The 20,439-nt window shown below is 69.5% G+C and carries 23 protein-coding genes; 6 read left to right on the top strand and 17 right to left on the bottom strand.

Annotated elements, in window-relative coordinates:
* Nucleotides 1-37 precede the first annotated feature (37 nt).
* Together AB2U05_RS33135 and AB2U05_RS33130 are read left to right on the top strand one after the other, a co-directional pair.
* The gene (locus AB2U05_RS33135; protein WP_369185218.1) at nt 38-871 is read left to right on the top strand and encodes an aldo/keto reductase; all 834 of its coding nucleotides are present in this window, start codon (nt 38-40) and stop codon (nt 869-871) included.
* Nucleotides 872-970: 99 nt separating this feature from the next.
* Nucleotides 971-1,981 carry an aldo/keto reductase gene (locus AB2U05_RS33130; RefSeq protein WP_369185217.1) on the top strand — a complete coding sequence of 337 codons (1,011 nt, stop codon included), beginning with the start codon at nt 971-973 and terminating at the stop codon, nt 1,979-1,981.
* 246 nt (nt 1,982-2,227) lie between these two features.
* Here AB2U05_RS33130 and AB2U05_RS33125 read toward each other — a convergent pair whose 3' ends face one another.
* From AB2U05_RS33125 to AB2U05_RS33115, 3 genes are all read right to left on the bottom strand, one after another.
* A complete protein-coding gene (locus tag AB2U05_RS33125) occupies nt 2,228-2,683 on the bottom strand; it encodes a hypothetical protein (protein WP_045695316.1) in 456 nt (151 codons plus the stop codon).
* A gap of 185 nt (nt 2,684-2,868) precedes the next feature.
* Nucleotides 2,869-4,200 (bottom strand): glycosyltransferase, encoded by a 1,332-nt coding sequence (locus AB2U05_RS33120; RefSeq protein WP_045695313.1) that lies wholly within the window; start codon nt 4,198-4,200, stop codon nt 2,869-2,871.
* Complete coding sequence (locus AB2U05_RS33115; protein WP_045695310.1) at nt 4,197-4,475, bottom strand: hypothetical protein; 279 nt, start codon at nt 4,473-4,475, stop codon at nt 4,197-4,199. Before AB2U05_RS33115 ends, AB2U05_RS33120 begins: the two co-directional genes overlap by 4 nt.
* A gap of 185 nt (nt 4,476-4,660) precedes the next feature.
* On the opposite strand from AB2U05_RS33115, the gene wecB reads away from it, so the two are divergent.
* Complete coding sequence (gene wecB, locus AB2U05_RS33110) at nt 4,661-5,872, top strand: non-hydrolyzing UDP-N-acetylglucosamine 2-epimerase (RefSeq protein WP_369185216.1); 1,212 nt, start codon at nt 4,661-4,663, stop codon at nt 5,870-5,872.
* Here wecB and AB2U05_RS33105 read toward each other — a convergent pair.
* From AB2U05_RS33105 to AB2U05_RS33075, 7 genes are all read right to left on the bottom strand, one after another.
* Nucleotides 5,853-6,326 (bottom strand): hypothetical protein, encoded by a 474-nt coding sequence (locus AB2U05_RS33105; protein WP_369185215.1) that lies wholly within the window; start codon nt 6,324-6,326, stop codon nt 5,853-5,855. The two genes, wecB and AB2U05_RS33105, sit on opposite strands and share 20 nt — an antisense overlap.
* Nucleotides 6,327-6,378: 52 nt before the next feature.
* Nucleotides 6,379-7,308, bottom strand: a complete 930-nt coding sequence (locus AB2U05_RS33100) for a hypothetical protein (RefSeq protein WP_369185214.1) — start codon at nt 7,306-7,308, stop codon at nt 6,379-6,381.
* Between the two features lie 9 nt (nt 7,309-7,317).
* Nucleotides 7,318-8,283 (bottom strand): DUF642 domain-containing protein, encoded by a 966-nt coding sequence (locus AB2U05_RS33095; RefSeq protein ID WP_369185213.1) that lies wholly within the window; start codon nt 8,281-8,283, stop codon nt 7,318-7,320.
* Nucleotides 8,284-8,359: 76 nt separating this feature from the next.
* The gene (locus AB2U05_RS33090) at nt 8,360-8,908 is read right to left on the bottom strand and encodes a hypothetical protein (RefSeq protein WP_045695301.1); all 549 of its coding nucleotides are present in this window, start codon (nt 8,906-8,908) and stop codon (nt 8,360-8,362) included.
* 10 nt (nt 8,909-8,918) lie between these two features.
* Nucleotides 8,919-9,293, bottom strand: a complete 375-nt coding sequence (locus AB2U05_RS33085) for a hypothetical protein (RefSeq protein WP_045695299.1) — start codon at nt 9,291-9,293, stop codon at nt 8,919-8,921.
* 205 nt (nt 9,294-9,498) lie between these two features.
* Nucleotides 9,499-10,314, bottom strand: coding sequence for a class I SAM-dependent methyltransferase (locus tag AB2U05_RS33080; protein ID WP_369186034.1), 816 nt, complete (start codon nt 10,312-10,314; stop codon nt 9,499-9,501).
* Nucleotides 10,315-10,387: 73 nt separating this feature from the next.
* Nucleotides 10,388-11,215, bottom strand: a complete 828-nt coding sequence (locus tag AB2U05_RS33075) for a hypothetical protein (protein ID WP_369185212.1) — start codon at nt 11,213-11,215, stop codon at nt 10,388-10,390.
* A 598-nt stretch (nt 11,216-11,813) separates the two neighbouring features.
* Here AB2U05_RS33075 and AB2U05_RS33070 point away from each other — a divergent pair.
* Nucleotides 11,814-12,239: a hypothetical protein gene (locus AB2U05_RS33070; protein WP_208615439.1), complete on the top strand. Its 426-nt coding sequence runs from the start codon at nt 11,814-11,816 to the stop codon at nt 12,237-12,239.
* Between the two features lie 49 nt (nt 12,240-12,288).
* On the opposite strand, the gene AB2U05_RS33065 is transcribed toward AB2U05_RS33070, so the two are convergent.
* Both AB2U05_RS33065 and AB2U05_RS33060 read right to left on the bottom strand, forming a co-directional pair.
* Complete coding sequence (locus AB2U05_RS33065; protein ID WP_045695293.1) at nt 12,289-13,869, bottom strand: asparagine synthase-related protein; 1,581 nt, start codon at nt 13,867-13,869, stop codon at nt 12,289-12,291.
* 85 nt (nt 13,870-13,954) lie between these two features.
* Nucleotides 13,955-14,113 (bottom strand): hypothetical protein, encoded by a 159-nt coding sequence (locus AB2U05_RS33060; RefSeq protein WP_157882071.1) that lies wholly within the window; start codon nt 14,111-14,113, stop codon nt 13,955-13,957.
* A gap of 226 nt (nt 14,114-14,339) precedes the next feature.
* On the opposite strand from AB2U05_RS33060, the gene AB2U05_RS33055 reads away from it, so the two are divergent.
* A complete protein-coding gene (locus AB2U05_RS33055) occupies nt 14,340-15,671 on the top strand; it encodes a tetratricopeptide repeat protein (RefSeq protein WP_369185211.1) in 1,332 nt (443 codons plus the stop codon).
* Between the two features lie 55 nt (nt 15,672-15,726).
* Here AB2U05_RS33055 and AB2U05_RS33050 read toward each other — a convergent pair whose 3' ends face one another.
* The 5 genes from AB2U05_RS33050 to AB2U05_RS33030 form a co-directional block, all read right to left on the bottom strand.
* Complete coding sequence (locus AB2U05_RS33050) at nt 15,727-16,152, bottom strand: DUF6262 family protein (RefSeq protein WP_369185210.1); 426 nt, start codon at nt 16,150-16,152, stop codon at nt 15,727-15,729.
* Nucleotides 16,153-16,249: 97 nt separating this feature from the next.
* Nucleotides 16,250-17,626, bottom strand: a complete 1,377-nt coding sequence (locus AB2U05_RS33045) for a tyrosine-type recombinase/integrase (RefSeq protein WP_369185209.1) — start codon at nt 17,624-17,626, stop codon at nt 16,250-16,252.
* Nucleotides 17,627-18,032: 406 nt separating this feature from the next.
* Nucleotides 18,033-18,266 (bottom strand): hypothetical protein, encoded by a 234-nt coding sequence (locus tag AB2U05_RS33040; RefSeq protein ID WP_369185208.1) that lies wholly within the window; start codon nt 18,264-18,266, stop codon nt 18,033-18,035.
* Nucleotides 18,245-19,360: a hypothetical protein gene (locus AB2U05_RS33035; protein ID WP_369185207.1), complete on the bottom strand. Its 1,116-nt coding sequence runs from the start codon at nt 19,358-19,360 to the stop codon at nt 18,245-18,247. The genes AB2U05_RS33040 and AB2U05_RS33035 overlap by 22 nt, the downstream gene beginning before the upstream one ends.
* Before the next feature lie 101 nt (nt 19,361-19,461).
* Nucleotides 19,462-19,689, bottom strand: coding sequence for a hypothetical protein (locus tag AB2U05_RS33030; RefSeq protein WP_045695291.1), 228 nt, complete (start codon nt 19,687-19,689; stop codon nt 19,462-19,464).
* A 182-nt stretch (nt 19,690-19,871) separates the two neighbouring features.
* Here AB2U05_RS33030 and AB2U05_RS33025 point away from each other — a divergent pair, with 182 nt between their 5' ends.
* Nucleotides 19,872-20,408: a class I SAM-dependent methyltransferase gene (locus AB2U05_RS33025; RefSeq protein ID WP_369185206.1), complete on the top strand. Its 537-nt coding sequence runs from the start codon at nt 19,872-19,874 to the stop codon at nt 20,406-20,408.
* Nucleotides 20,409-20,439: the final 31 nt, after the last annotated feature.

Genomic DNA, 20,439 nt, shown 5'->3' with positions numbered 1-20,439 from the left:
CCCTTTCCCACCGTTCCCTTCCAGGAGAAGCGCCACCATGAACGACAACCCCGGCATCCCCGCCGTGAAGCTCAACAACGGCGTCGAGATCCCCCAGCTCGGCTTCGGCGTCTTCCAGGTCCCCGACGACGAGACCGCCGCCGCCGTCACCTCCGCCCTCCGGGCCGGCTACCGCAGCATCGACACCGCCGCGATCTACGGCAACGAGACCGGTGTCGGCCGCGCCCTCGCCGCCTCCGGCCTGCCGCGCGAGGAGCTGTTCGTCACCACCAAGCTGTGGAACTCCGACCAGGGCTACGACGCCACGCTGCGCGCCTTCGACGCCAGCCTCGCCAAGCTCGGTCTGGAGCAGATCGACCTCTACCTGATCCACTGGCCCACCCCGGCGCGCGACCTCTACCTGGACTCCTGGCGCGCCCTCGAACGCCTCGCCGCCGAGGGCCGCATCCGCGCCGCCGGCGTCTCCAACTTCCAGCCCGCCCACCTGCGGCGCCTGCTGGACACCAGCGAGCTGGTGCCGGCCGTCAACCAGGTCGAGCTGCACCCCGGCCTCCAGCAGGCCGAACTGCGCGCCTTCCACGCCGAGCACGGCATCGCCACCGAGGCGTGGAGCCCGCTCGCCCAGGGCGCCGTCCTGGACGATGCGGCGATCACCGCGATCGCGGGGCGCACCGGCAAGTCCGCCGCCCAGGTGGTGCTGCGCTGGCACCTCCAGCTCGGCACCATCGTCATCCCGAAGTCCGTCACCCCGGCGCGCATCCGCCAGAACCTGGACGTCTTCGACTTCCAGCTGACCGACGAGGACATGGCCGCCATCGCCGCCACCGACCGCGGCCTGCGCACCGGCCCGCACCCGGACCGGTTCAACTGACCGACCCCGCCCGCCCGGAAGCCCGCTACGGGCCGGCCCCTCACGGCCGGCCCGGCGACCCTCGCACCCCCGCACTCCCCGTTCGGAAAAGGCACCACCATGTCCCTCAAGGAACTCCTCCCCGGCAAGCTCGGCTACGGCACCGCCCCGCTCGGCAACATGTACCGTGCGATCCCCGACACCGAGGCGGCCGCCACCGTCGAGGCCGCCTGGCAGCAGGGCGTCCGCTACTACGACACCGCCCCCTCCTACGGCGCCGGCCTCGCCGAGGAGCGCCTCGGCGAGGTCCTCTCCGCCAAGCCCCGCGACGCGTACGTGCTCTCCACCAAGGTCGGCCGCGTCATCCTCGACGAACCGGAGGAGGGCGCCCGCGAACTCGGCGAGAAGGGCGGCCTGTTCGAGCACGGCAACCCCAACAGGATGCTCCACGTCTGGACCGCCGAGGCCACCGAGCGCTCCATCGAGGACAGCCTCGCGCGCCTGCGCACCGACCGCCTGGACGTCGTCTGGGTCCACGACATCGCCCAGGACTTCCACGGCGACCAGTGGCTCGCCAAGTTCGAGGAGGCCCGTACCGGTGCCTTCCGCGTCCTGTCCCGCCTGCGCGACGAGGGCGTCATCAAGGCCTGGGGCCTGGGCGTCAACAGGACCGAGCCGATCGAGCTCACCCTGTCCCTCGACGAGCCCCGCCCGGACGGCTTCCTGCTCGCCGGCCGCTACACCCTCCTCGACCACGAGCACGCCCTCCAGCGGCTGCTGCCGATGGCGCAGGAGCAGGGCGTCGGCATGGTCGTCGGCGGCCCCTACAGCTCCGGCGTCCTCGCCGGCGGCACCCACTTCGAGTACCAGGAGGCCCCGGCGCACATCATCGAGCGCGTCACCCGGCTCAAGGACCTGGCCGCGAAGCACGGCGTCAGCATCAAGGCCGCCGCCCTGCAGTTCTCCCTCGCCCACCCGGTCACCGCCGCGGTCGTCGCCGGCGCCACCAAGCCCGGCCGCATCGCCGAGGACCGGGCGGCGCTCAACGAGACCGTCCCCGCCGCCTTCTGGCAGGAGCTGCGCGCCGCCGGCCTCGTCAGCCCGGCCGCCCCCCTGCCGCACGGCGCCTGAACCACCCCCACTCCGTCAGGACATCCGATCATGGCCTCCACTTCCGTCAGCCGCATCGTCCCCGCCTCCCCCGACCAGGTGTGGAACCTCATCGGCGGCTTCGACGCCCTCCACACCATCCTCGCCACCTGATCAAGAGTTCTGCCGGCAGCCCGGACTCCTCGGTCCGTTCCTGCCGCGACCCCCGATGGGGGCGGGCGGCTGCGCGGCGACCGCGCAGCCGCCCCCGTCACATCCTGCGGCCGGTCAGGCCGGATCGATGATGCCGGCGTAGTTGGTCCCGCCGTAGAGGCCGAGGGTCACCGAGCCGTCCAGGTAGGTGCCGTGCTGCGCGTGCGGGTCGGCGCGCATCGACAGCGTGTAGACGAGCAGGGAGCCCTTGCCGTTGGTGTTGAGCTCGATCGGGTGCCACAGCACCAGCACCTTGCCGTCCGCGACGATCTCGGCGGACATGTTGCCCTGCTCACCGCGCGGGTTGTAGTAGGCGTACGTGACGAACGGTACGGCGTCGTCGAAGACGAAGCCGGTCGGCGCGGTGAAGGTCTGCGCGGTGAAGGGCAAGCTGACCGGATGGTCGCCGGGGGCGGTGATGGAGAGGTCGAAGTTCGTCTGCTCGCCCGGCTTGGCCTCCAGCTTGCGGGACTGGAAGATCTTCAGCTGCTGCAGGGCGGCCATGGCGGGGGCGCTGATGGTCGTGGTCATGATGGGGTGCTCCTGTCGAGGTGGGCGAGGGCCGGGGCGGGAGGGTCGGGCGGCTCGGGGCCAACCGGGCATCCGCTGAACGGCGTTGGCGGCAGGGCCGCCTCGATCCATCCTGGGTCGAGGTCTCCGGGGCCGCACCCCGGGCGGCGCTCGGACACCGCCGTTCCGCCGAATCCCGTCCGTTCTCAGCCCGGCTCCCGACTCGTCTTGGCCCAGCCCGTCTGCCCCCGGAGCATCCGGATCAGCGCCTTCCAGGCGCACAGGAAGGACAGGTAGTTCATCACCACGAAGGAGTGCCCGAGCAGCACCGCCCGCAGCCGTCCGACCCGCCGGTCCCGGCGCAGGTAGACCACGGAGGTGACCAGCGCGGGCGCGAAGGTGACGGCGTACCAGGAGAGCAGCGTCAGCGCCCACCCCGCCCTCACCCAGGGCAGCGCGGGGAACGGGTGGTAACGCGCCAGCGCGCACTTGGCGTTCAGCAGGAACCAGACCAGGCAGTACTGGAACAACAGCGACCACGGCAGGTCCAACACCCACGGCACGAGCAGGTAGCAGGTCAGCTCCAGCGCGGAGAGGTGCGCGAGCTCGGGCGCCCGCCAGATCTCGCCGCAGCGGGCGATGGCGGTCATGTGGCCCTGGTACCAGCGCGTGCGCTGCCGGATCAGGCGGCCCAGCTGCGTGATGGCCTGCTGGTCGACGGAAGCGTGCGCGGTGCTGCGCAGGCGCCAGCCGCGCACGCTGAGGCTGATCGCGAGGTCCAGGTCCTCGGTGAGCGAGGCGGACCACGGGCGTTCGCCGATGCTGTCGAGCGCGGAGAGCCGGGTGAACTGGCCGTTGCCGCCGAGGCTCACCGTCGCGGTGGCGTCCCGGCCGAGCTGGGTGACGGCGGCCATCGACCAGAACAGGTAGTCCTGGAACCAGGTGAGGAAGTTGGCGTGCCGGTTGCGGATCCGCACGCCGAGCTGGACGGCGCCGGTGGCCGGGTCGTCGAACAGCGGCATCACGTGCGCGAGTGCCCGGTCGGAGAGCCGGCCGTCCGCGTCCATCACGCAGACGACCACGTCGTCGGGGTCCTCGCCGCGCCCCGCCACCAGACTGCGGGCGTAGCCGATCGCGTGGTTGAGCGCCTCGCCCTTGCCCTGCCGCGCGTCGGGCGGCTCGCGGCGCAGGACGGTCACGGTGTCACCCGATTCGATTCCCGCCTCGGCCGCGATCCGCCCGGTGTCGTCGTCGGAGCCGTCGTCGACGACCAGCACGGTGGTGTCCGGCCCGGTCAGCGCCCGTACGGTGGGCCCGATCACCGAGGCCTCGTTGAGGCAGGGCACCAGCACGTACAGGGGCCGCCGCTCCCGCCGGCCGAGTTGGGGGCTGCCGTAGCGGGCATCGCCCTGGACGGGCAATCCGGTGCGCTGGCGCCGTAGTTCGCGCAGGCCGGAGCCCATGGCGACGGCGAAGTAGCAGGCGGAGGCGGCGATCACGGTGTAGCCGATCGCGTCCACGCACTTGAGCAGCCTCACGGCAGCGGGGCTTCGGCTCCGGCGGCCAGCTCGTAGGCGGCGGGCGTCACCGGGGGCGTCGCCTCGGGTGCGTAGCGGGGCGGGAGGAAGTCGGTCGGCGCGAGCCCGTGGCCGGGGCGGCGGTGGCGCAGGGCGCGGAGGATCAGGAAGGTCACGGCGGCGCTCGCGACACCGCCGGCGGCGATGACGGCGGGGCGGATGCGGCCGTCCGACCGCCTGTGGAGGAGGCGGTGGACGGCGGGGCCGTAGAAGATCACCGTGCCGGCGGCGTACACGTCGTCACCTGGTCCTTTCGCGGATGGCTGGCTCGGGTTCATTGTTGCGCGCTTCCAGTCGATTGATGGCGTACGAACGTCCATTCCGGTGCGCCCCCTGCTCCCTCCGAGCGTTTTCGACGCCGCGGCCGTCGCCGCGTGGGATGCATGGGCCACTGGCCCCCATTCGCCCAGGGATTGATCACATGACCTCGCCGACCTCGCCGACCTCGCACCGCCGGGACCGGATCGCCTGCATCGTCGGCACCCGCGCGGAGGCGGTGAAGATGGCGCCCGTCGTGCTGGAGCTGCGCAAGCAGCCGTGGGCGGACCCGGTCCTCGTCACCACCGGACAGCACGGCCCGGTCGTCGACGAGGCGCTGGCCTGCTTCGGCCTCCGCGCGGACATCCCGTTGGCATCACCCCGCCGCGACGACTCACTGACCACGCTGACGGCCCAGTTGCTGCGCCAGGTCGACGGCTGCCTGCGGGGAGCACGGTGGCAGGCCGTGGTGGTGCAGGGCGACACGACGTCCGCGCTCGCGGGCTCGATGGCGGGATTCCTGTCCTCCCTCCCGGTCGTGCACGTGGAGGCCGGCCTGCGCTCGGGCGACCTCGGCAACCCGTTCCCCGAGGAGGCGCACCGGCGGATGATCGCCCAGGTGTCGGCGCTGCACCTGGCGCCGACTCCGGTCGCGGAGAGCAACCTCCGGCGGGACGGACTGTCCGGCGAGGCGACGGTGGTGACCGGCAACACGGTGATCGACGCGGTGGTACTGGCCGGGCGCAGCCCGGCGGCGGCTCGTGACCCGCTGGTGCGGCGGGTGGAGGCGATCGGCGCGCCGGTGGTCGTGGTGACGGCGCACCGGCGGGAGAACTGGGGCGAGCCGATCGCCCGGATCAGTCGGGCGGTCGCCGAACTCAGCCTCCGCCACCGGGAGTTGACCTTCCTGGTGGCCGCGCACATGAACCCGGTGGTGCGCAGCGCCATCGAGGCCGAGCTGCGCGGCCTGCCCAACGTGCTGCTGCCCGGCCCGGTCGCGTACGCGCCGTTCAGTCGGCTGCTGAGCCGGGCGCGGCTGGTGATCACCGACTCGGGCGGGATCCAGGAGGAGGCGGCGGCCTTCGGCCTCCCGGTCCTCGTCACCCGGGAGAACACCGAGCGGGTGGAGGGCCTGGAGCAGCGGGTGGCCCGGCTGGTGGGGACGAAGGAAGCCGACATCGTGGCGGCAGCGGAGGAGGAACTCGCCTGCGGCTACGGAGAGTTCGCACACTCCGGCCCGCCGTCCGCCCGCCCGAACCCGTACGGCGACGGCCGAGCGGGCGAGCGCTCGGCCGCCGCCTGCGGCTGGCTGCTGGGCCACCGGGACCGGCCCGCCGAGTGGCGGCCGGAACCCGTCAGCGGACGGTCGCGGTGAGCGGGGCCGTCTGTGTGGCGACCCTGGCCAACCCGCTGGCATGGGTGCCGGGGACCGCGTCGGGTTTCGCCCGGAGGGCGAAGGTGTAGATGACTTGTCCCGACTTCTGCGGCGAGGTGTTCAGGTCGAGGGGGTCGTGAACGGTGATGGTCCCGCCGCCGTCGCTCAGCGTGGTGTTCAGGTTCCCCACCGGGTGCGGCGCGGCCCCGAAGTAATAGCCGTACGAGGCCCCGCCGGTGAAGACGAAGCCGGTCGGCGCCGTGAAGACCTGCAGGAGGTCCCAGGACGGGACGACCACATCGTTGGAGATACCGACGTTGATCTTCGTCGTCTGGCCGGGCGCCGCTTCGGCCTTCACGTCGGTCCGCTGCTCCACCGTGATCGCACTGACCGGGGTGACGATCCACGGTTGCTCGTCGGCGCTGGCATGATTCATCATTGCGCGGTCTCCCATCTGGTTGGCCTGTTCTGGTTGGCCTGTGGCCGCTGACTCGCGTCGAGGACCGTCAGCGGACGGTGGCGATGAGCGGGATGCTCTGCGAGCCGACCTTGGCCGACCCGTCGGCGTAGGTCCCGGGCACCGCCCCCTGCTTCGCCTGGAGGGCGAAGGTGTAGGTGACCGCGTGGCGCGTCTGCGGCGAGGTGTTGATGGCGATCGGATCGCTGACGGTGATCGTCCTGCCGCCGTCGCCGCGCACGGTCGTCAGGTTCCCCACCGGGTGGGGCGGCTCCCCGAAGTAGTAGCCGTACGAGGCCGCGCCGGTGAAGAGGAAGCCGGTCGGCGCCGTGAAGACCTGCGGGACGGCCTTGTCCACGGGGGCGTCCGAGCGGGCGGCGATCTCGACGTTGACCGTCGTCGACCCGCCGGGCGCGGCCTGGACGGGGTCGGGCTGGCGCAGCTGGAAGTCGGTGCTCGGAGGCGGCGGAGGCGGCGGGTCGTCGATCTCGTCGGCGATGACACCGGTGATGGTGGCGCCGCACCAGCCGTTGGTCTGCGAGGAGAAGGTGAGCGTATACGCGCTGCCCGTGGCGAGGAAGGTCAGCGGCTCGGCCTGGCTCCAGGTCGGGAGCGGGGTGTAGCCGCCCTTCGCGACGACGGCACCGCCGGAGTCCGTCACGAAGGCTTCGTAACTCTGGGTCGGCGCGTGCAGGCACCAGCCGACGTGGGGGTTCTGGCACGCCTGCCAGGTGATCCTCACGCGCTTGCCGGTCGTGGGCGAGAAGTCCTGCGAGATGCCGTTCCTGTCGTCACCGTTCAGGTCCACTGCCTGGTAGTGGGAACGGGAAACCTGGGTGCCGTACACGTCCACGCCCACCAGGGGTGTGGTCATCGTCCAGCCTTCGAGGCGGTCCGCGTTGCCGCCGTTGATGCGGTAGTAGTCGACGTCGCCGGCGAAGGGGCGGGCGAAGGTGCCGTTCCTGATCAGCTGTGCCATGGGTTTCCTCTAGCGGATGGTGGCGGTGAGGGGGATGCTCCGCGAGCCGACCGTGGCCGACCCGTCGGTGTGGGTGCCGGGCAGCGCGTCCCGCGTCGCCTGCACACCGAAGGTGTAGGTGACGGCGTGCTGCGTCTGCGGCGAGGTGTTGATGGCGATCCGGTCGGTGACGGTGATCGTCCTGCCGTCAGGGCTGAGCGTGGCGTTCAGGTTCCCGGTCGGGTGGGGCGGGGTGCCGAAGTAGTAGCCGTACGAGGCCCCGCCGGTGAAGTCGAAGCCGGTCGGCGCCGTGAACACCTGCCGGACGCCGTCCTTCTCCACCGGGGCGTCCGTCTGCGCCGCGATCTCGACGTTGAGCTTGGCCGTCTGCCCGGGAGCCGCCTCGGCCGAGTCCGGCTGGCGCACCCTGAGGTCGGTGACCGGCGGAGGGGGCATGGGGCTGCCGTCCGTGGCGTTCAGCCCGGTGATGAGCGGGCCCTGCATGCCCTGGATCAGCGTGCTGAACTCGATGGTGGTGACTTCGGCGGCGGCCGTGAAGTCGAGCCTGCGCGCCTTCCAGTGCGGCCCGCGCACGTCGTCCCCCGGGTAGAACGTCACCGGCCCGACGCTGTCGCCCATGGCGGGCTGGACGGCCACGCTGTAGCTCTGCTCGTTCGTGGCCGAGCGCGAGGCGATCGTGATGTCGGGGGACTCGAACCAGGTCAGCGTGACCTTGCTGCCCGGAGTGGTGCGGATCTCCTGGCAGATCTCACCGATGCCTTCGGGGTTGCTGCCTTCCTTGAGCCGCACCGCCTGGGCCACCCGGCCGTCACCGTGCGGCCGTTGGTTCTCCTTGAGAGGAAGGATCTGCACCTTCCCCCGCGCCACCCGCCACCCCGGAATCGTGCGCCGGTCCGGGCCGGAGACGGTGATGAACTCGCTCGGCGGCTCGACCGCCGGCTGGGCGAAGGCCGGGTTCGTGATGTCCGCTGCCATGGGGGGCTCCACCTCCGGGTACGAGCGCGGGCAGGAGAGGGACCTGCGGCGGCCGGAGGCCGCCGCAGGTTTGCGGTCAGGACCTTCCGGTGCCCTGGCCGACCACGTTGTAGATCAGCGCACCGCAGGAGTCCGGGGTCCGGCCGGTGAAGCGGAGGGTGTACGGGGACCCGCTGTTGACGGTGAACTTCAGCGTCTTGTCGGACGGGATCGGGCTGAAGCCCACGCCGTCCGGTTCGTAGCTGTGCGAGACGACGGTCTGCCCGTTGGGGTCCAGCACCTGGGCGCCGTAGGCCTGGTTGGTCTGCGGGCAGCTCGCGTCGGAGTTGCGGCTGTGCGTCCAGGTGATCTCGACCTTCGCGCCCACGGGTGCCTCGAAGTCCTGTTCCAGAACGGCGGCACCGATGTCAGCGGCCTGGTGGCCGGCCTGGGCGAGGCCCGGGCTGTAGATCACCACGGAGCCGCTGGTGACGTCCCAGGCTCCCATGGCGTCCGGCTCCGGGGCTTTGACCTCCACGGAGGGGTCGGGGGCCGCAGCGGGCTTGCGGAACGTGCCGTCCTTGATGAAGTTCGGGATCGGCGCGGCCGAGGCGGTGGGGGTGGCGGTGGCGGTCTGCTTTCGCATGTCAGCCGCCTCAGAGGCCGGGGATCAGGTTGACGTTTCCGATCGAGTCCGGGGCCGGCTCGTACTTCTCGCCCCCCAGGTACTTCGCGGTGTAGCCCTCCTGCCACGCCTGGATCGACTCCTGCAGCCTGGTGATGTGACCGCCGCTCTCGCAGCTCGCGATGCCCTGGCCGTTGGTCACACCGCTGCCCAGGTAGTCGTCACTGCCGTTGAGGTAGAACTCCACGGTCTCACCCACGACCGGCTTACTGGTCATCGCTTCTCGCAGGTGGGCCCTCGCCTTGTCCCGGAAGCCTGCGATGTGGCCGGAGATGTTCTCGGCTTCCAGCGCGGTCTTGATCTTGGTGGTGGTCTGGGCGTCCGAGTGCCTGATGACGGGCGACATGGTGCAACTCCCTGCAATCAGTGGCCGATTGGGACAATCAGCCCTGAATCCACCGTGACACACTCCCCCATCGTTCGCATCCGCACAGTCCTGCTGCAGGCACCCTCCGTGACCACCGCTGGGGGCTCTGCACGAGAAGTCGGCGGGGCCGACTTCTCGTGCGCACCGCTCAGCCAAGGGCCCGCTGCCGGAACCGGAAGGCGCCCTACCGGCGGATCGCCGAGATCAGGCCGCCGGGCCGTTCCTCGCGCTGCGGCGGGGTGCTGATCGGACGGCCGTAGGCCGCGGCGCACTCGCGCAGGGTGCGGGTGTCGGCCTGCCAGCCGTGCCCGGCCAGCCAGCCCACCGGGTCGTCGGGCATCTCCGAGACCCACAGGGACGCCGCCGAGCCCGGCGTGGCGTCCGCGCCGAAGCGCTCGATCACGCCGCGCGAGCCCAGGGTCAGCCCCATCCGGCTGCCCGCCGCCGACCGCGCGCCGATCCGGGCCAGCAGCAACTCCACGGCGTCCTCGGGCAGGTAGATCAGCAGCCCTTCGGCGATCCACACGGTCGGCGCGGCCGGGTCGTGCCCCGCGGCGGCCAGCGCGGCCGGCCAGTCCTCCCGCAGGTCCACCGCGACGGTGGTCCGCTCGCAGCGCGGGACGGCCCGCTCCTCGCGCAGCACCGACTCCTTGAAGTCCAGTGGCACGGCGGTGTCGACCTCGAACAGCCGAGTGCCCTCGGGCCAGTCCATCCGGAAGGCCCGGCTGTCCATGCCGGCGCCGAGCAGCACCACCTGCCGGACCCCGGCCGCGGAGGCCTCCTGCACCAGGTCGTCGAGGAACTTCGTCCTGATGACGATGGAGAACGACACGGCCAGCCGGCGGCGGCGCGCGGCCTCGTCGTCGGGCAGCGGTGCCGAGTCGGGCCACAGGCCGCCGGCGGCGGCGAAGGCCCGTGCCAGCGGGTCGCGGAACAGCGCGTTCTCCCGCTCGCTCTCCAGGGCCCGCACCCTGGCCACCCCCACCGCCGTGGCCCACACTCCCGACGGCCGCACCCGCTCCTGCTCATCAGTCACCGGGCCAGCCTAGACGACCCGTTCGTGGCTCGAACGCTCAGGAGCGGCCGAACCAGCGGCGCCTGGGCCGGGGTTGGGTCACGGGGGCGGGGGCGCCGTTCGCCGCGACCACCGCCGGGTCGTCGAACTCGCGGGAGATCACGTGGACCCGGCCCGACGCGGCGTCGTGGCGCACGGTGTCCAGGCCCCGGCGGTCCAGGTCGGCGATGCTGTCGGCGTGGGTGGCGGGGTGCAGGGCGAGCATCCCGACCTCCGGGTGCTCGGGGCCGAGCGTCACCTCCTCGCGGAGCAGGGTCCGCATCAGGTTGTGGGCGGAGGCCGAGGGCAGGTCCTCGTCCACGGCGAGGTGCACGATCAGCTGCTCCTCGCCGCTCTCCCGCCACCGGGCGTGTGCCACCCACGCCGAGCGGACGGCGGGGAACTCGCGGATCCGCCGGGCCAGTGCGTCGCGCAGGGCGACCGCGACCGGGTCGGCGGACCAGTCGAGCTGCATCTCCGCGCCGGGCCCGCGGCTCGCCCAGTGCCGCAGCACCTGCGCGGGAACGGTCGCCTGCCCGTTCCCGGAGCGGATCCCGAGCACGGCGACGCCGGTCGTCTCCAGGATCTCCCGCAGCCGCGCCGCGTCGCAGTGCACCATCCCTGCGGCGGCCGGCAGCAGACGCGCGCCGAGCGCCGCGTCGGTGAACCCGAGCAGCGTGGGCCGCCGTTCGTCGTCGGGGAGGAACAGCACCGACCCGGCGTCGGTGACGGGAACGAACACCCCGCCGTCGAACAGCGCCTCCAGCACCGCCTCCGGCCCGGGCTCGTGCCCGTCCGCACCGCGGTCGAGGAGGTCGGCGAGACGTGCGTTCGCAGGTTCGATCATGCGCGGCAGCGTAGCGCCCGCACGGTCACCGCCCGCCGGCCCCGGTCGGCCGCGTCGATCACGGCGACATGGACGTCTTCAACAGCTCGACGCTGGCGAAGGTGATGGCCACGCGGGACGGGCGCCATGCCCATGGGATGCGGGAGCCACGCACCTGATGTGACGGTGCGCTCGCTGTTCCCTCCGCCCGTACATCGGCCTTCGGCCGATCCGGCTGTGCCGCGCCCGCTTCGCCACGTCCGGCCGGGCGTCGGTATGAGTGCCCTTCCGTCCGGCGTGCTGGGCTTCCAGCCGCGCGGGAGCCCGGCGGGGGCTCCTCCGGCTATCAACGGTTGTCAAGCTGATCTTCCACTTATGCCGAGCTCATACTGTTGTTTCGATCTAATGAACATAGAACTGTTGTTGCAACTGGCGCAGTCGCGGCACTTCCAGCGGATGATCTTGCCTTGCCAGTAGGGTCGTTGATGGGTGTGCCGGAGGGAGGCGACTGGTGTATCAGATGCGCGAGGCGACAGCCGCAGACGCTGGGGCGATTGCCGACATGGTGAGGGCGCGGTCTGCGTGGCTGTCAGTGAGGGGCCTGGGCGAGTGCGCGGACATGGCTGAGGAGTACGGCTCGCAGGCCGGCAACCCGGCCTTTCCGGTGTGGGTGCTGGAGCATGAGTCCGATGGCGTTGTGGGATGCACAACGCACTTCGGGAACGAGGCACTTCCGCCGTGGGGCTTCACTGAGGAGGAGCGTGCTGAGTCCACGCTGTTCCTGGCAACCACCTTCACCAGGCCGAACCCGCACCGGCTTGGTCGGCTGATCGCGTGGTGGTCGCTCGACCACGCCGCCCAGCAGGGCCTGCGGCGGGTGCGTCGGGGCACCGGGCAGGAACAACTCTCCCGGTACTACCAGGAGGCCCAGGGCTGGGACCTGGTGCGGGTCGCCGAGCGGCATGGCGCAAAGGTCTTCATGCTGCAACGGGAGGCCGAGCGTGTCCCGGGCATCGCGGACATGATGGCCGGCCGTGACCTCTGACAGACGCGTCTGCGGCCCCGGCGAAGTTTCGCCGGGGCCGCAGACGTTCTCAGCGCTGGACGAGTGCGGAGTCGGCCAGGAGCGCGAAGACGACCTCATGGTCACCGTCCACCGGAGTACCGGCCTCCAGGCGGTCCGCGACGGTTGCCAGACCGTCCGGGGCGATGAGTCTGGCCTCGATGAGAGGTGACCCTGCGTCGAGGATCGTCCGGATACGGGGAACCCCGTGCTGGCGCATCGCCACGGTGATGATCTGACGGAAGTTCTCAGCGATCGGCGGCCGGGCGACCTGCGGCGGCATGCCGGTCCTGCCGATCACCTCGCGCAGGAGCCGCTTCTTCTCCCGCCATTCCAGTGGTGTCCACTCGCAGAACCTGACGAGGAGTGGGTCGGTGAGCGGGTGGACGGGCCAGATTCCGCGTCGCATGAACGCGGGCCCGCACACGGTCTTGGCCATGAGGGAGGTCTCCGGAACGACCGCGGCCGGCGTGATGGCGGTGTCGATGTCCGGCAGAACAGCCTTCGCGGCCGGTCCGAGCCATGGCGGGGTATCGGCGCGCTCGAAGCCTCCCCACCCTCCGTGGTCCTCGGCTTCCGTGGTGGCCATCAGCTCATCGCCGCCGATCCCGGTGAACACCGCCCGGACGCCGTGGTCGGTGAACCGACCGGACAGAGTGTCGAGCGCGTCGGCGTAGATGTCCTGGTAGGGGGAGATCCAGGTGCGGCGACTGTAGCGGGACGTTGGCCCGTATGGCAGGTGATCGGTGGCCCTGACGGTCACGGACGACCATCCGGAGGCGATGTACTCCAGGATGAGCGAGCGGCGCTCGGACTGCTGCACGCCCCGTTCGGCATCCAGGATGACCGTCCCCGCCGTCACGCCGGCCCCCTGCGGGGCCGTCCGCAGGGCCAGGGCAACGACGGTGGAGTCCATGCCGCCGGAGAGCTGCACAGCGGTCCTGGAGCCCTTCCACGGAATCCGCGACAGTGACCGGCTGAGGAGGTCCAGAAACAGCGGCACCGGATCGGCACCGTCCTGGAGGGACCTGGCCCGGGAGTGCTCGGCGGCCTCTGGGAACTGGATGATCAGCGGGCCGTCCTGACCGAAGTGCGCGGTGGAACGCTCGGTGAGGAGCCTGATGTCCTGCCAGAACGTGGCGGCGGTGTACCGGGCTCGCAGGGCGAGGTGCCGGGTGACGGCCAGGTGGTCCAGCCGGTTGTGGTCTTGGTGGTCGCGGAGGTTCATCAGATCCCACGAGCCGTGCAGCACGCCGTCCTGGGCGGCCAGGTACTGGGGTGCGGTGCACTCGGGCCCGGTCTTGATCCGGATGGCCTGGCCAGGGCTGATCTCGACGGTGACCCAGTCACCGCGGCTGGCCCGGATCTCGCGGATCCTGCGGCCGTACGAGGCAGGCGACACCTGTTCGATCTCGGGCCGTCCCGGGGTGGTGCCGGCCAGTCTGACAGCGGAGATGAAGGCGGTGTGAATGCCGTCGGTGAGTGCGGTCTGCTCGGTCAGGTCGTGGCGGTACGGGGCGATCCAGGAGGATCCGCAGCGCCAGCGGTTGGCCGCCCACGCCCACTCCCGGTCGGTGGTGATGTCGTCATGGGTGATGCGGAGATGGAACATCGCGGCTGTCCTTCGTGCGTCGGGTGGAAGGTGGACGCGGACCGGCCGCAGCAGCGGGGGCTGCTGCGGCCGGCACGAGGGTTCGTCAGACGGCCGTGGTGTCGTACGTCTGCACGGAGTCGGAGCTGCCGGCGATCTTCTTGTAGCTGTAGCGGTCGGTGGTGTCCATGACCTCGTACGCGGGCTCGTCGCCGAAGATCCGGCCAGCGGCCTCGATGAGCATGGTCTCGTCGGTGATGTTCACGTAACGACTCCCTTCACCTTCACTGGACGGCTTCCCCGAGCCCACGGCGTCATGGCCAGCACGGGGAAGCCCGGCACCTGCGGGATCGCAGGTGTCGGCGACGGTTGGGGTGTGCCTGGATGGCTTACCGCCGCACGAACAGACAACCGCCGTACGGCCACTGCACGTAACTGCCCGGTCATGATCGGGAGTTGAAAGCATTGAATTCAGGGGCAAGATGCCCGGCATGCCACGGACACGCCATCAGAACGAATCGCTGGGACGTCTCCTGTACGAGACAGGCTGGGATCACGGGCAGTTCACCCGGGCCATCAACGCCGCCGGGACACGAGCAGGGCTGTCCCTGCACTACGAGAACTCCTCCGTGAGCCACTGGTTGAACGACGGCACAGTTCCCCGCCGGAGGACGCAAGAGCTGATCCTTGATGTCCTATCGACAAGGCTCCGGCGGCCCGTCACCGTGGCCGAGGCCGGGTTCGGGGAACCGCAGCTTGACGGCGAGGCCACGGATCTCGTTACTGGACTGATGGACCTGGCGCGTGCGGACATGGACCCTTCCCGACGATCGGTACTTGGTGCCGGCCTCTACTCGGCCGCCATGGTCTCCGTGCCGGGATGGCAGGATGCGGTCGGCAGAATCGACATGATCAAGACCAACCCGCACACGCGCATTGGACAGCGCGAAGTCCAGTCTGTCATCGCAATGACGGAGATGGTCAGCAGCATCGACGACCAGCAGGGCGGCCGGTTCGCGCGGCCCATGGCAGCGAACTTCCTGGTCAACGCAATTGGCCCGTACCTCAAGGCAGATGCCACGGACGAAGTCCGGAAAGCCATGCTGTCCGCCGCCGCTGACCACTGCTACCTGACCGGCTACATGGCCATGGACGAACGCCTCGATGGGCTGGCCAACCGCTACTACGTCAAGGCTCTGGAACTCGCACGTCTGGCCGGCGACGAGCTGACCTTCTGCACCACCCTTCGAGGGATGAGCGTCATGCATGGGGACCTTGGCGACGGCTCCACAGCTATCCGGCTCGCCCAGAGCGCATCCGCCGCCTCTCCCCAGGCAGGCCCCCGGATGCGCGCATTCCTAGCCGGCCAGGAAGCCCACGCCGCGGCCATCACAGGCGACCGCTCCCTCGCTCTCCTCCGAATCAAGCAGGCCGAGGCAGCGATGGAGAAGGCTGAGTCGCAGGCCAAAGCCCTAGGGTCCTACGATCCATCGTCCCTGCATTACCACGTCTCTCAGGTCCGCTACGAGCTGGGAGATATGTCCGGCGCTATCGAGTCCATGCAGCAGTCCCACCAGATCCGGGAGCCAGTGTTCCGGCGAACCCGGGTCCGATACGGGGCCATGCTCGCCGAACGCAAGTTCAAGGCAGGCCGTCTTGACGAAGCCTGTATGGACTGGCACCGCGTCCTGGACGAATACCAGCTTGTCCAGTCAGGGCGCGTCGATGACCGGATCCACGAGATGCAGACCCTCATCATGCCTCACATTCGCAACCTGCTGGCCCGTGAACTTCACGACCGGGCCCGTTCCATGACAGCGTGAATCCTCCAGGTTGCGGCAGCCGGTTATGTGCCGGCCGCCGCGAGTTCCCAGTCCTCTACCGCGTCACCGGACCTTCGATTCCCAAGCGGGCAAGCTCTCGACGGAGAGACAGGTTCTCTCCATGAGCCGCTTCGAGTGCTTCTCTTAGGGCTGCGGTCTCCTCACGGTGAACCTTCTTGATGCGTGCGATCTCGGCAGTCAGCGCGAGGACGATGTTGCTGTCAGTGCTGGCAGTCTCCGGGACAGCCTTCGGTGGACGCTGCCTGGACCTGTGGTACTCGATCTTTGACCGTAGGCCCGGGTTCTTGTAGAGGAAAGCGTGGGAGACGCTGGCCTCGCGCTGGACAGCCTGGAAGGTGACGGCTTCGCCGCGCTTGATCGGACGACGGATGGCTGATTCGGCGGATCGGACCTTCTCCTCCGACTTCAAGCGTGCGGCCTCTGCGAGTCGGCCAATGCGTTGCTGGCGGGCGTCAGTCACTGCTGTGCCTTCCGGTGCCGGGTCAGGTCGATCGCCACAGGGGTTGGCCCTCCAGTTGGGCTTCCAGCTCCTTGGCAGGGGTTCCCCTGACTGTGCTTCATCGCTTCAAGAAGACGTACGAGCATCCTGCTCGGCAGTCCGTTTGGGCGAGCCACACGTTGTCCTCTGGCATTTGCCGGCCGTGGCGTTCCTGGAACTTCTCCGTGGTCCGGGCGATCAGTGCCTTCGTCTCCTCCAGATGCCGTGTGAGCGTATCGAGATGGCTGTCGTCTGTGACAAAGACGGAGCACGTGAGGCAGGCGTTACCCTTTTCGCAAGTCTGGAGCGGGGGCAAAAGGCAGTATCCATTGGGAAGGAAGCGGTCAGCCCGGTCGAAGAGGTGCATGGCATCGTGGTCCATGGAGGAGAGGACCACCTGCTGGCCGGTAGCAGTGAACTTCCTTGCGGCCAGGAACGCTTGCTCTTCGTGCTCCTCGCGCTTGGCTACATAGTGCATGGTCATCACGGCTGACCGGTGACCCGCATACCGTTGCAGGACGTGGACTGGAACCCCCTGTTCGGCAAGGTCAGTGATGCGGGTATGCCGGAACCGGTGGGTGTGGGACAGGACGAGCGGGTTCCCCGTGCTATCCGTGATCGCGGCTTCCTCGCTGAACTCTCGTAGGACGTTCTGGTAAGTGGCCATAGGGTAGTGCTTGTTCGCTTGACGATTAGCCATCGTCGCCTGAAACAGGTACCTGGGGGACCGATTGGGGAACCGCTCCTTCAGCCAGTTCCGCTGTTCTTCGATGAGGCCAATCACTGGCTCATCGACAAAGATGGTCTCCTCTGCTCCTTCGATCTTGCTCTGGGCATAGTGGAACCTGGCGATGCGTTCTCCGGCTGAGACCTTCATCGCCCCAGGCGGAGCTGTCGAAAGACAGTCGTAATCCAGCATGCAGATCTCGTTGGCCCGACGCCCGGTCATGATCTGCAACATGAGCATTCGCATGGCCTGTTCATCTCCATAGCCCGGCATCAGCTTTGTGATGCTGTTCAGCGTGATGGCGACGGTTTCGCCAACTGGAGCACCTAGGGCAGGGAGGTGAGCGGTGATCTGTGCGAGAGCGTGGGAGTCCACGTACTTCGAGTCGTCCAGCATCCGGTTCTTGGGGATGCGGGCGACCTTTCGAAGCCACACGGCAGGGTGGGCATCGTCAATTCCGTCCCAGGGGGATGGGCCAATCGCCTGGTGAGCTTCGTCGCGGTTGGCTGCCATGTAGGCTAGGAGTTCTGCCGCGACGCGAATATCGTCGTTGACCGACCGGGCACTCACCCGCGCTGATGGCTTTCCATTCTGCATGCGGTTGTTGGGATTGGAAGCGTACTGACGGAATGACTCGGCGTAATGCGGAGCCTGGGAGAGGCTGGTAACGACCTCGGTGGGGTTGTCCAAGGTCTCCAGCCACCGTCCGAAGCGTGTCAGGTTGACCAAGCGGTCATGCTGGACTGTGCTCCAGGTGAGCATCCCCGATTCAAGTTGAGCTCCCAGTGACCGTTGGGCGGCCTTCCGGAGCCATGGGATTGCGATGAGGGTGAAGTCGCCGATCCTTGACCTGTCGGGCTCGCGCTCCCTGAGCGGGATGCGCGGGTCACAGCGCGGTGCCCACATGTCCATTTCCCACCAGGGGCGATCATCGACTCTGGCCATAAGGGCAAGGCCCGCAGGTCCAAACACCGTTGGATTCCTGGCATTCCGAGGCTTTAAGATTCTTGCTGGGTACCAGGCTGCGCGGACTCGACGAGATGTGGCAGGTCGAGGACATCATGTGCAACCTCGGGAAGCTGCTAGACGGCAAGACGATCGATTAGCCACCCGCCGGATCGGCGCGATACAGGCGTCAGGCGGCTTTGGCCATCGGTCGGGCCCGGTCGTACTGCTCGCAGGCGTACTGGTTGCCCTGGTAGGGCTTGACCAGGGCGAGCATCGAGCGGAACCGGTCGTCGGCCCGGCCTGACTGGACGGCCGGGTAGTCATCCAGGGCCCGGTGCCAGTACGCGCAGGCCTCTTCGAGGCCCCCTGCCTGGAGCTTCCACTCGGCGAGCATGCCGGTCATCCGGACCCGGTTGCGCATGTAGACCGAGTACCGCAGCCGGTCGGAGGACTCCATCGCGGCGATGGCGCCGGCCTTGTCGCCGAGCTCCCGGCGGACCTTCGCCTGGTGATACGCCAGCGAGAACGGGTCGTATGAGCCGACGCCTTGGCCTTCGACTCGGCCTGCTCCACCGCCGTCTCAGCTATCCGCAGGTGGTAGAGCGCGCCCGCCCGGTCGCCGGTCTGGGCCGCCGCGTGGGCCTGCTGCCCGGCGGGGAAGGCCCGCATCCTCGGTCCGGCCTCCGGGGAGGCCGCGGAGGCGGCGTTGTGGTCGGCGGCGGCCGACAGCATCGCCTTGCGGACCTTCTCGGGAGCGTCGGCCTGCAAGTACGGCGCGATGCTGTTCACCAGGAACGAGGCGGCCATGGGCCGGGCCATCCGGCCGCCGAACTGGTCGTCCAGCTCGCTGATCTTCTCGGTCATCGCCGCGACCGACTGGACCTCGGCCATGCCGATCCGCAGGTGCGGGTTGGTCCGCAGCGTCTTGAACCGGCCGACCAGGTCGGGCCGGCCGGGAATGCTGAGCGCCACCGAGTACGGGCTGGCCGTCAGGACGCCCCGCCGGGATGGGTCCATGTCCGCGCTCCCCAAGTCGATCAGTCCCGGCACCGTATCCGTCTGCTGGTCGACGGCGCCCGGCTCGTCGGAGAATCCCGCCTCGTAGGCGGTGACGGGCCGCTTCAGCCTGCGCGTCAGCGTCTCCAGCACCACGGGAAGCACCTTCGCCGCCGGCGAGGTGCCGCCGTGCCAGTGGGAGACCGCCGAGGCGTCGTAGCTTGAGGCGGTGCCCGGTATCGGTGCCGGTCCGGTTGACGGCGCGAGCGAGATCAACGCCGAGCGGGCCCTGATGAACGTCCTGCGCGGCCACTGCAACAGCCCGACCGCCCGGATACGCCCGCGCCACCGAGGACGACCGCCTGTCCCTGCGGGCGATGGTCTTTCACCCCGGACGGCGCGACCGTCCTCACTGCCAGCCGCACCAGCGACCGTCTCACCCCGCCGGCGCCCGGCGAGACCGTCGCCGAAGAGCTGATCCGCGACGACGCCCGCGAGCTGATCGACACCATCGCGCACTGATCCGCCTGCGGAACTGTCGTTCGGGGGTCATCACGACGACCCCGGCCCGGAACGCGCGAAGGCCGCCCCCGATGTCGGGGGCGGCCTTCGCCGGCGGGTCAGCGGTAGACGGTGACGGACTTCTTCCCGCGCATCACGGACCACGTCCAGATCAGCGAGATCCCGGCCGTGCAGAACGCCAGCACGGTGTGCTTGATCAGCTCGCCGCCGGACATCCGCTGCCGAGTCACGGCCTGCTGGGTCATCTGCACCTGCACCGGCTGGGCCTGCTGCTGGGCGGCCAGCTGCTGGCGGAGACGGATGATCTCTTCGTCACGGGGGTCCATCGGGGTCCTTCGGTCACAACAGGGCTGGACAGGTAAAGGCTAGGCAAAGGTCCGGGGCAATCTCGAACGCTGCGGCGGTGAACAAGCTCACTGCCCGCCCAGCAGGCGCCACCGAGCCGCTACTGGTAGGCGACTGTCGGCGTCGTGCCGCAGTAGCGCGTCCCCGGCTGTTCCCGGGGCAGGTGAGCCGCGTCCTGGCGGGGCTGATCCTGCCCCTCGGCGACGACGTGTTCGACGCGGCGATGACCACCTTCAGCGTGCACCAGTGGAGCGACTTCAAGGCAGGGCTGCGCGAGATGCGCCGGGTGGCGCGCGGCACGGTCGTCGTGCTGACCTGCGACCCTGATCTCGTTCGGGACTTCTGGCTGTACGAGTACGCGCCGGAGGTACTGGACACGGAGGCGCGCCGTTATCCGGTGATCGCGGATCTGGCCGAGGCTCTCGGCGGACACACGACGGTGACTCGGGTGCCGATATCCGTCGACTGCACCGACGGCTTCAACGAGGCGTACTACGCGCGCCCCGAGATGCTCCTCGACCCCGGTGCTCGACAGGCCTGCTCGGCATGGAGCTTCGTCGACGAGCGGTCGCGCGAACGATTCGCCGCGGATCTGCGGAGCGACCTGGACAGTGGAGCATGGGAAGCCCGGTTCGGCGCTCTGCGGCAACAGCCTTTTTACGAGGGCTCGCTGGTTGTGGTCCGGTCCGTTCCGGCCTGAGATCTGCGTCGCAGCTCCAGCGCGCGCCGTG

It is taken from the genome of Streptomyces sp. Y1, from assembly GCF_041053115.1.
GTDB classification, from domain to species: Bacteria; Actinomycetota; Actinomycetes; order Streptomycetales; family Streptomycetaceae; genus Kitasatospora; species Kitasatospora rubellomurina.
This window is presented reverse-complemented; position numbering and strand designations above follow the sequence as displayed.

Coding starts and splice junctions, on each gene's coding strand:
- AB2U05_RS33135 (WP_369185218.1), top strand. CDS start 38: ATGAACGACAACCCCGGCATCCCCGCCGTGAAGCTCAACAACGGCGTC.
- AB2U05_RS33130 (WP_369185217.1), top strand. CDS start 971: ATGTCCCTCAAGGAACTCCTCCCCGGCAAGCTCGGCTACGGCACCGCC.
- AB2U05_RS33125 (WP_045695316.1), bottom strand. CDS start 2,683: ATGACCACGACCATCAGCGCCCCCGCCATGGCCGCCCTGCAGCAGCTG.
- wecB (WP_369185216.1), top strand. CDS start 4,661: ATGACCTCGCCGACCTCGCCGACCTCGCACCGCCGGGACCGGATCGCC.
- AB2U05_RS33105 (WP_369185215.1), bottom strand. CDS start 6,326: ATGGGAGACCGCGCAATGATGAATCATGCCAGCGCCGACGAGCAACCG.
- AB2U05_RS33100 (WP_369185214.1), bottom strand. CDS start 7,308: ATGGCACAGCTGATCAGGAACGGCACCTTCGCCCGCCCCTTCGCCGGC.
- AB2U05_RS33095 (WP_369185213.1), bottom strand. CDS start 8,283: ATGGCAGCGGACATCACGAACCCGGCCTTCGCCCAGCCGGCGGTCGAG.
- AB2U05_RS33090 (WP_045695301.1), bottom strand. CDS start 8,908: ATGCGAAAGCAGACCGCCACCGCCACCCCCACCGCCTCGGCCGCGCCG.
- AB2U05_RS33085 (WP_045695299.1), bottom strand. CDS start 9,293: ATGTCGCCCGTCATCAGGCACTCGGACGCCCAGACCACCACCAAGATC.
- AB2U05_RS33075 (WP_369185212.1), bottom strand. CDS start 11,215: ATGATCGAACCTGCGAACGCACGTCTCGCCGACCTCCTCGACCGCGGT.
- AB2U05_RS33070 (WP_208615439.1), top strand. CDS start 11,814: ATGGCTGAGGAGTACGGCTCGCAGGCCGGCAACCCGGCCTTTCCGGTG.
- AB2U05_RS33065 (WP_045695293.1), bottom strand. CDS start 13,869: ATGTTCCATCTCCGCATCACCCATGACGACATCACCACCGACCGGGAG.
- AB2U05_RS33055 (WP_369185211.1), top strand. CDS start 14,340: ATGCCACGGACACGCCATCAGAACGAATCGCTGGGACGTCTCCTGTAC.
- AB2U05_RS33040 (WP_369185208.1), bottom strand. CDS start 18,266: ATGCGCAACCGGGTCCGGATGACCGGCATGCTCGCCGAGTGGAAGCTC.
- AB2U05_RS33030 (WP_045695291.1), bottom strand. CDS start 19,689: ATGGACCCCCGTGACGAAGAGATCATCCGTCTCCGCCAGCAGCTGGCC.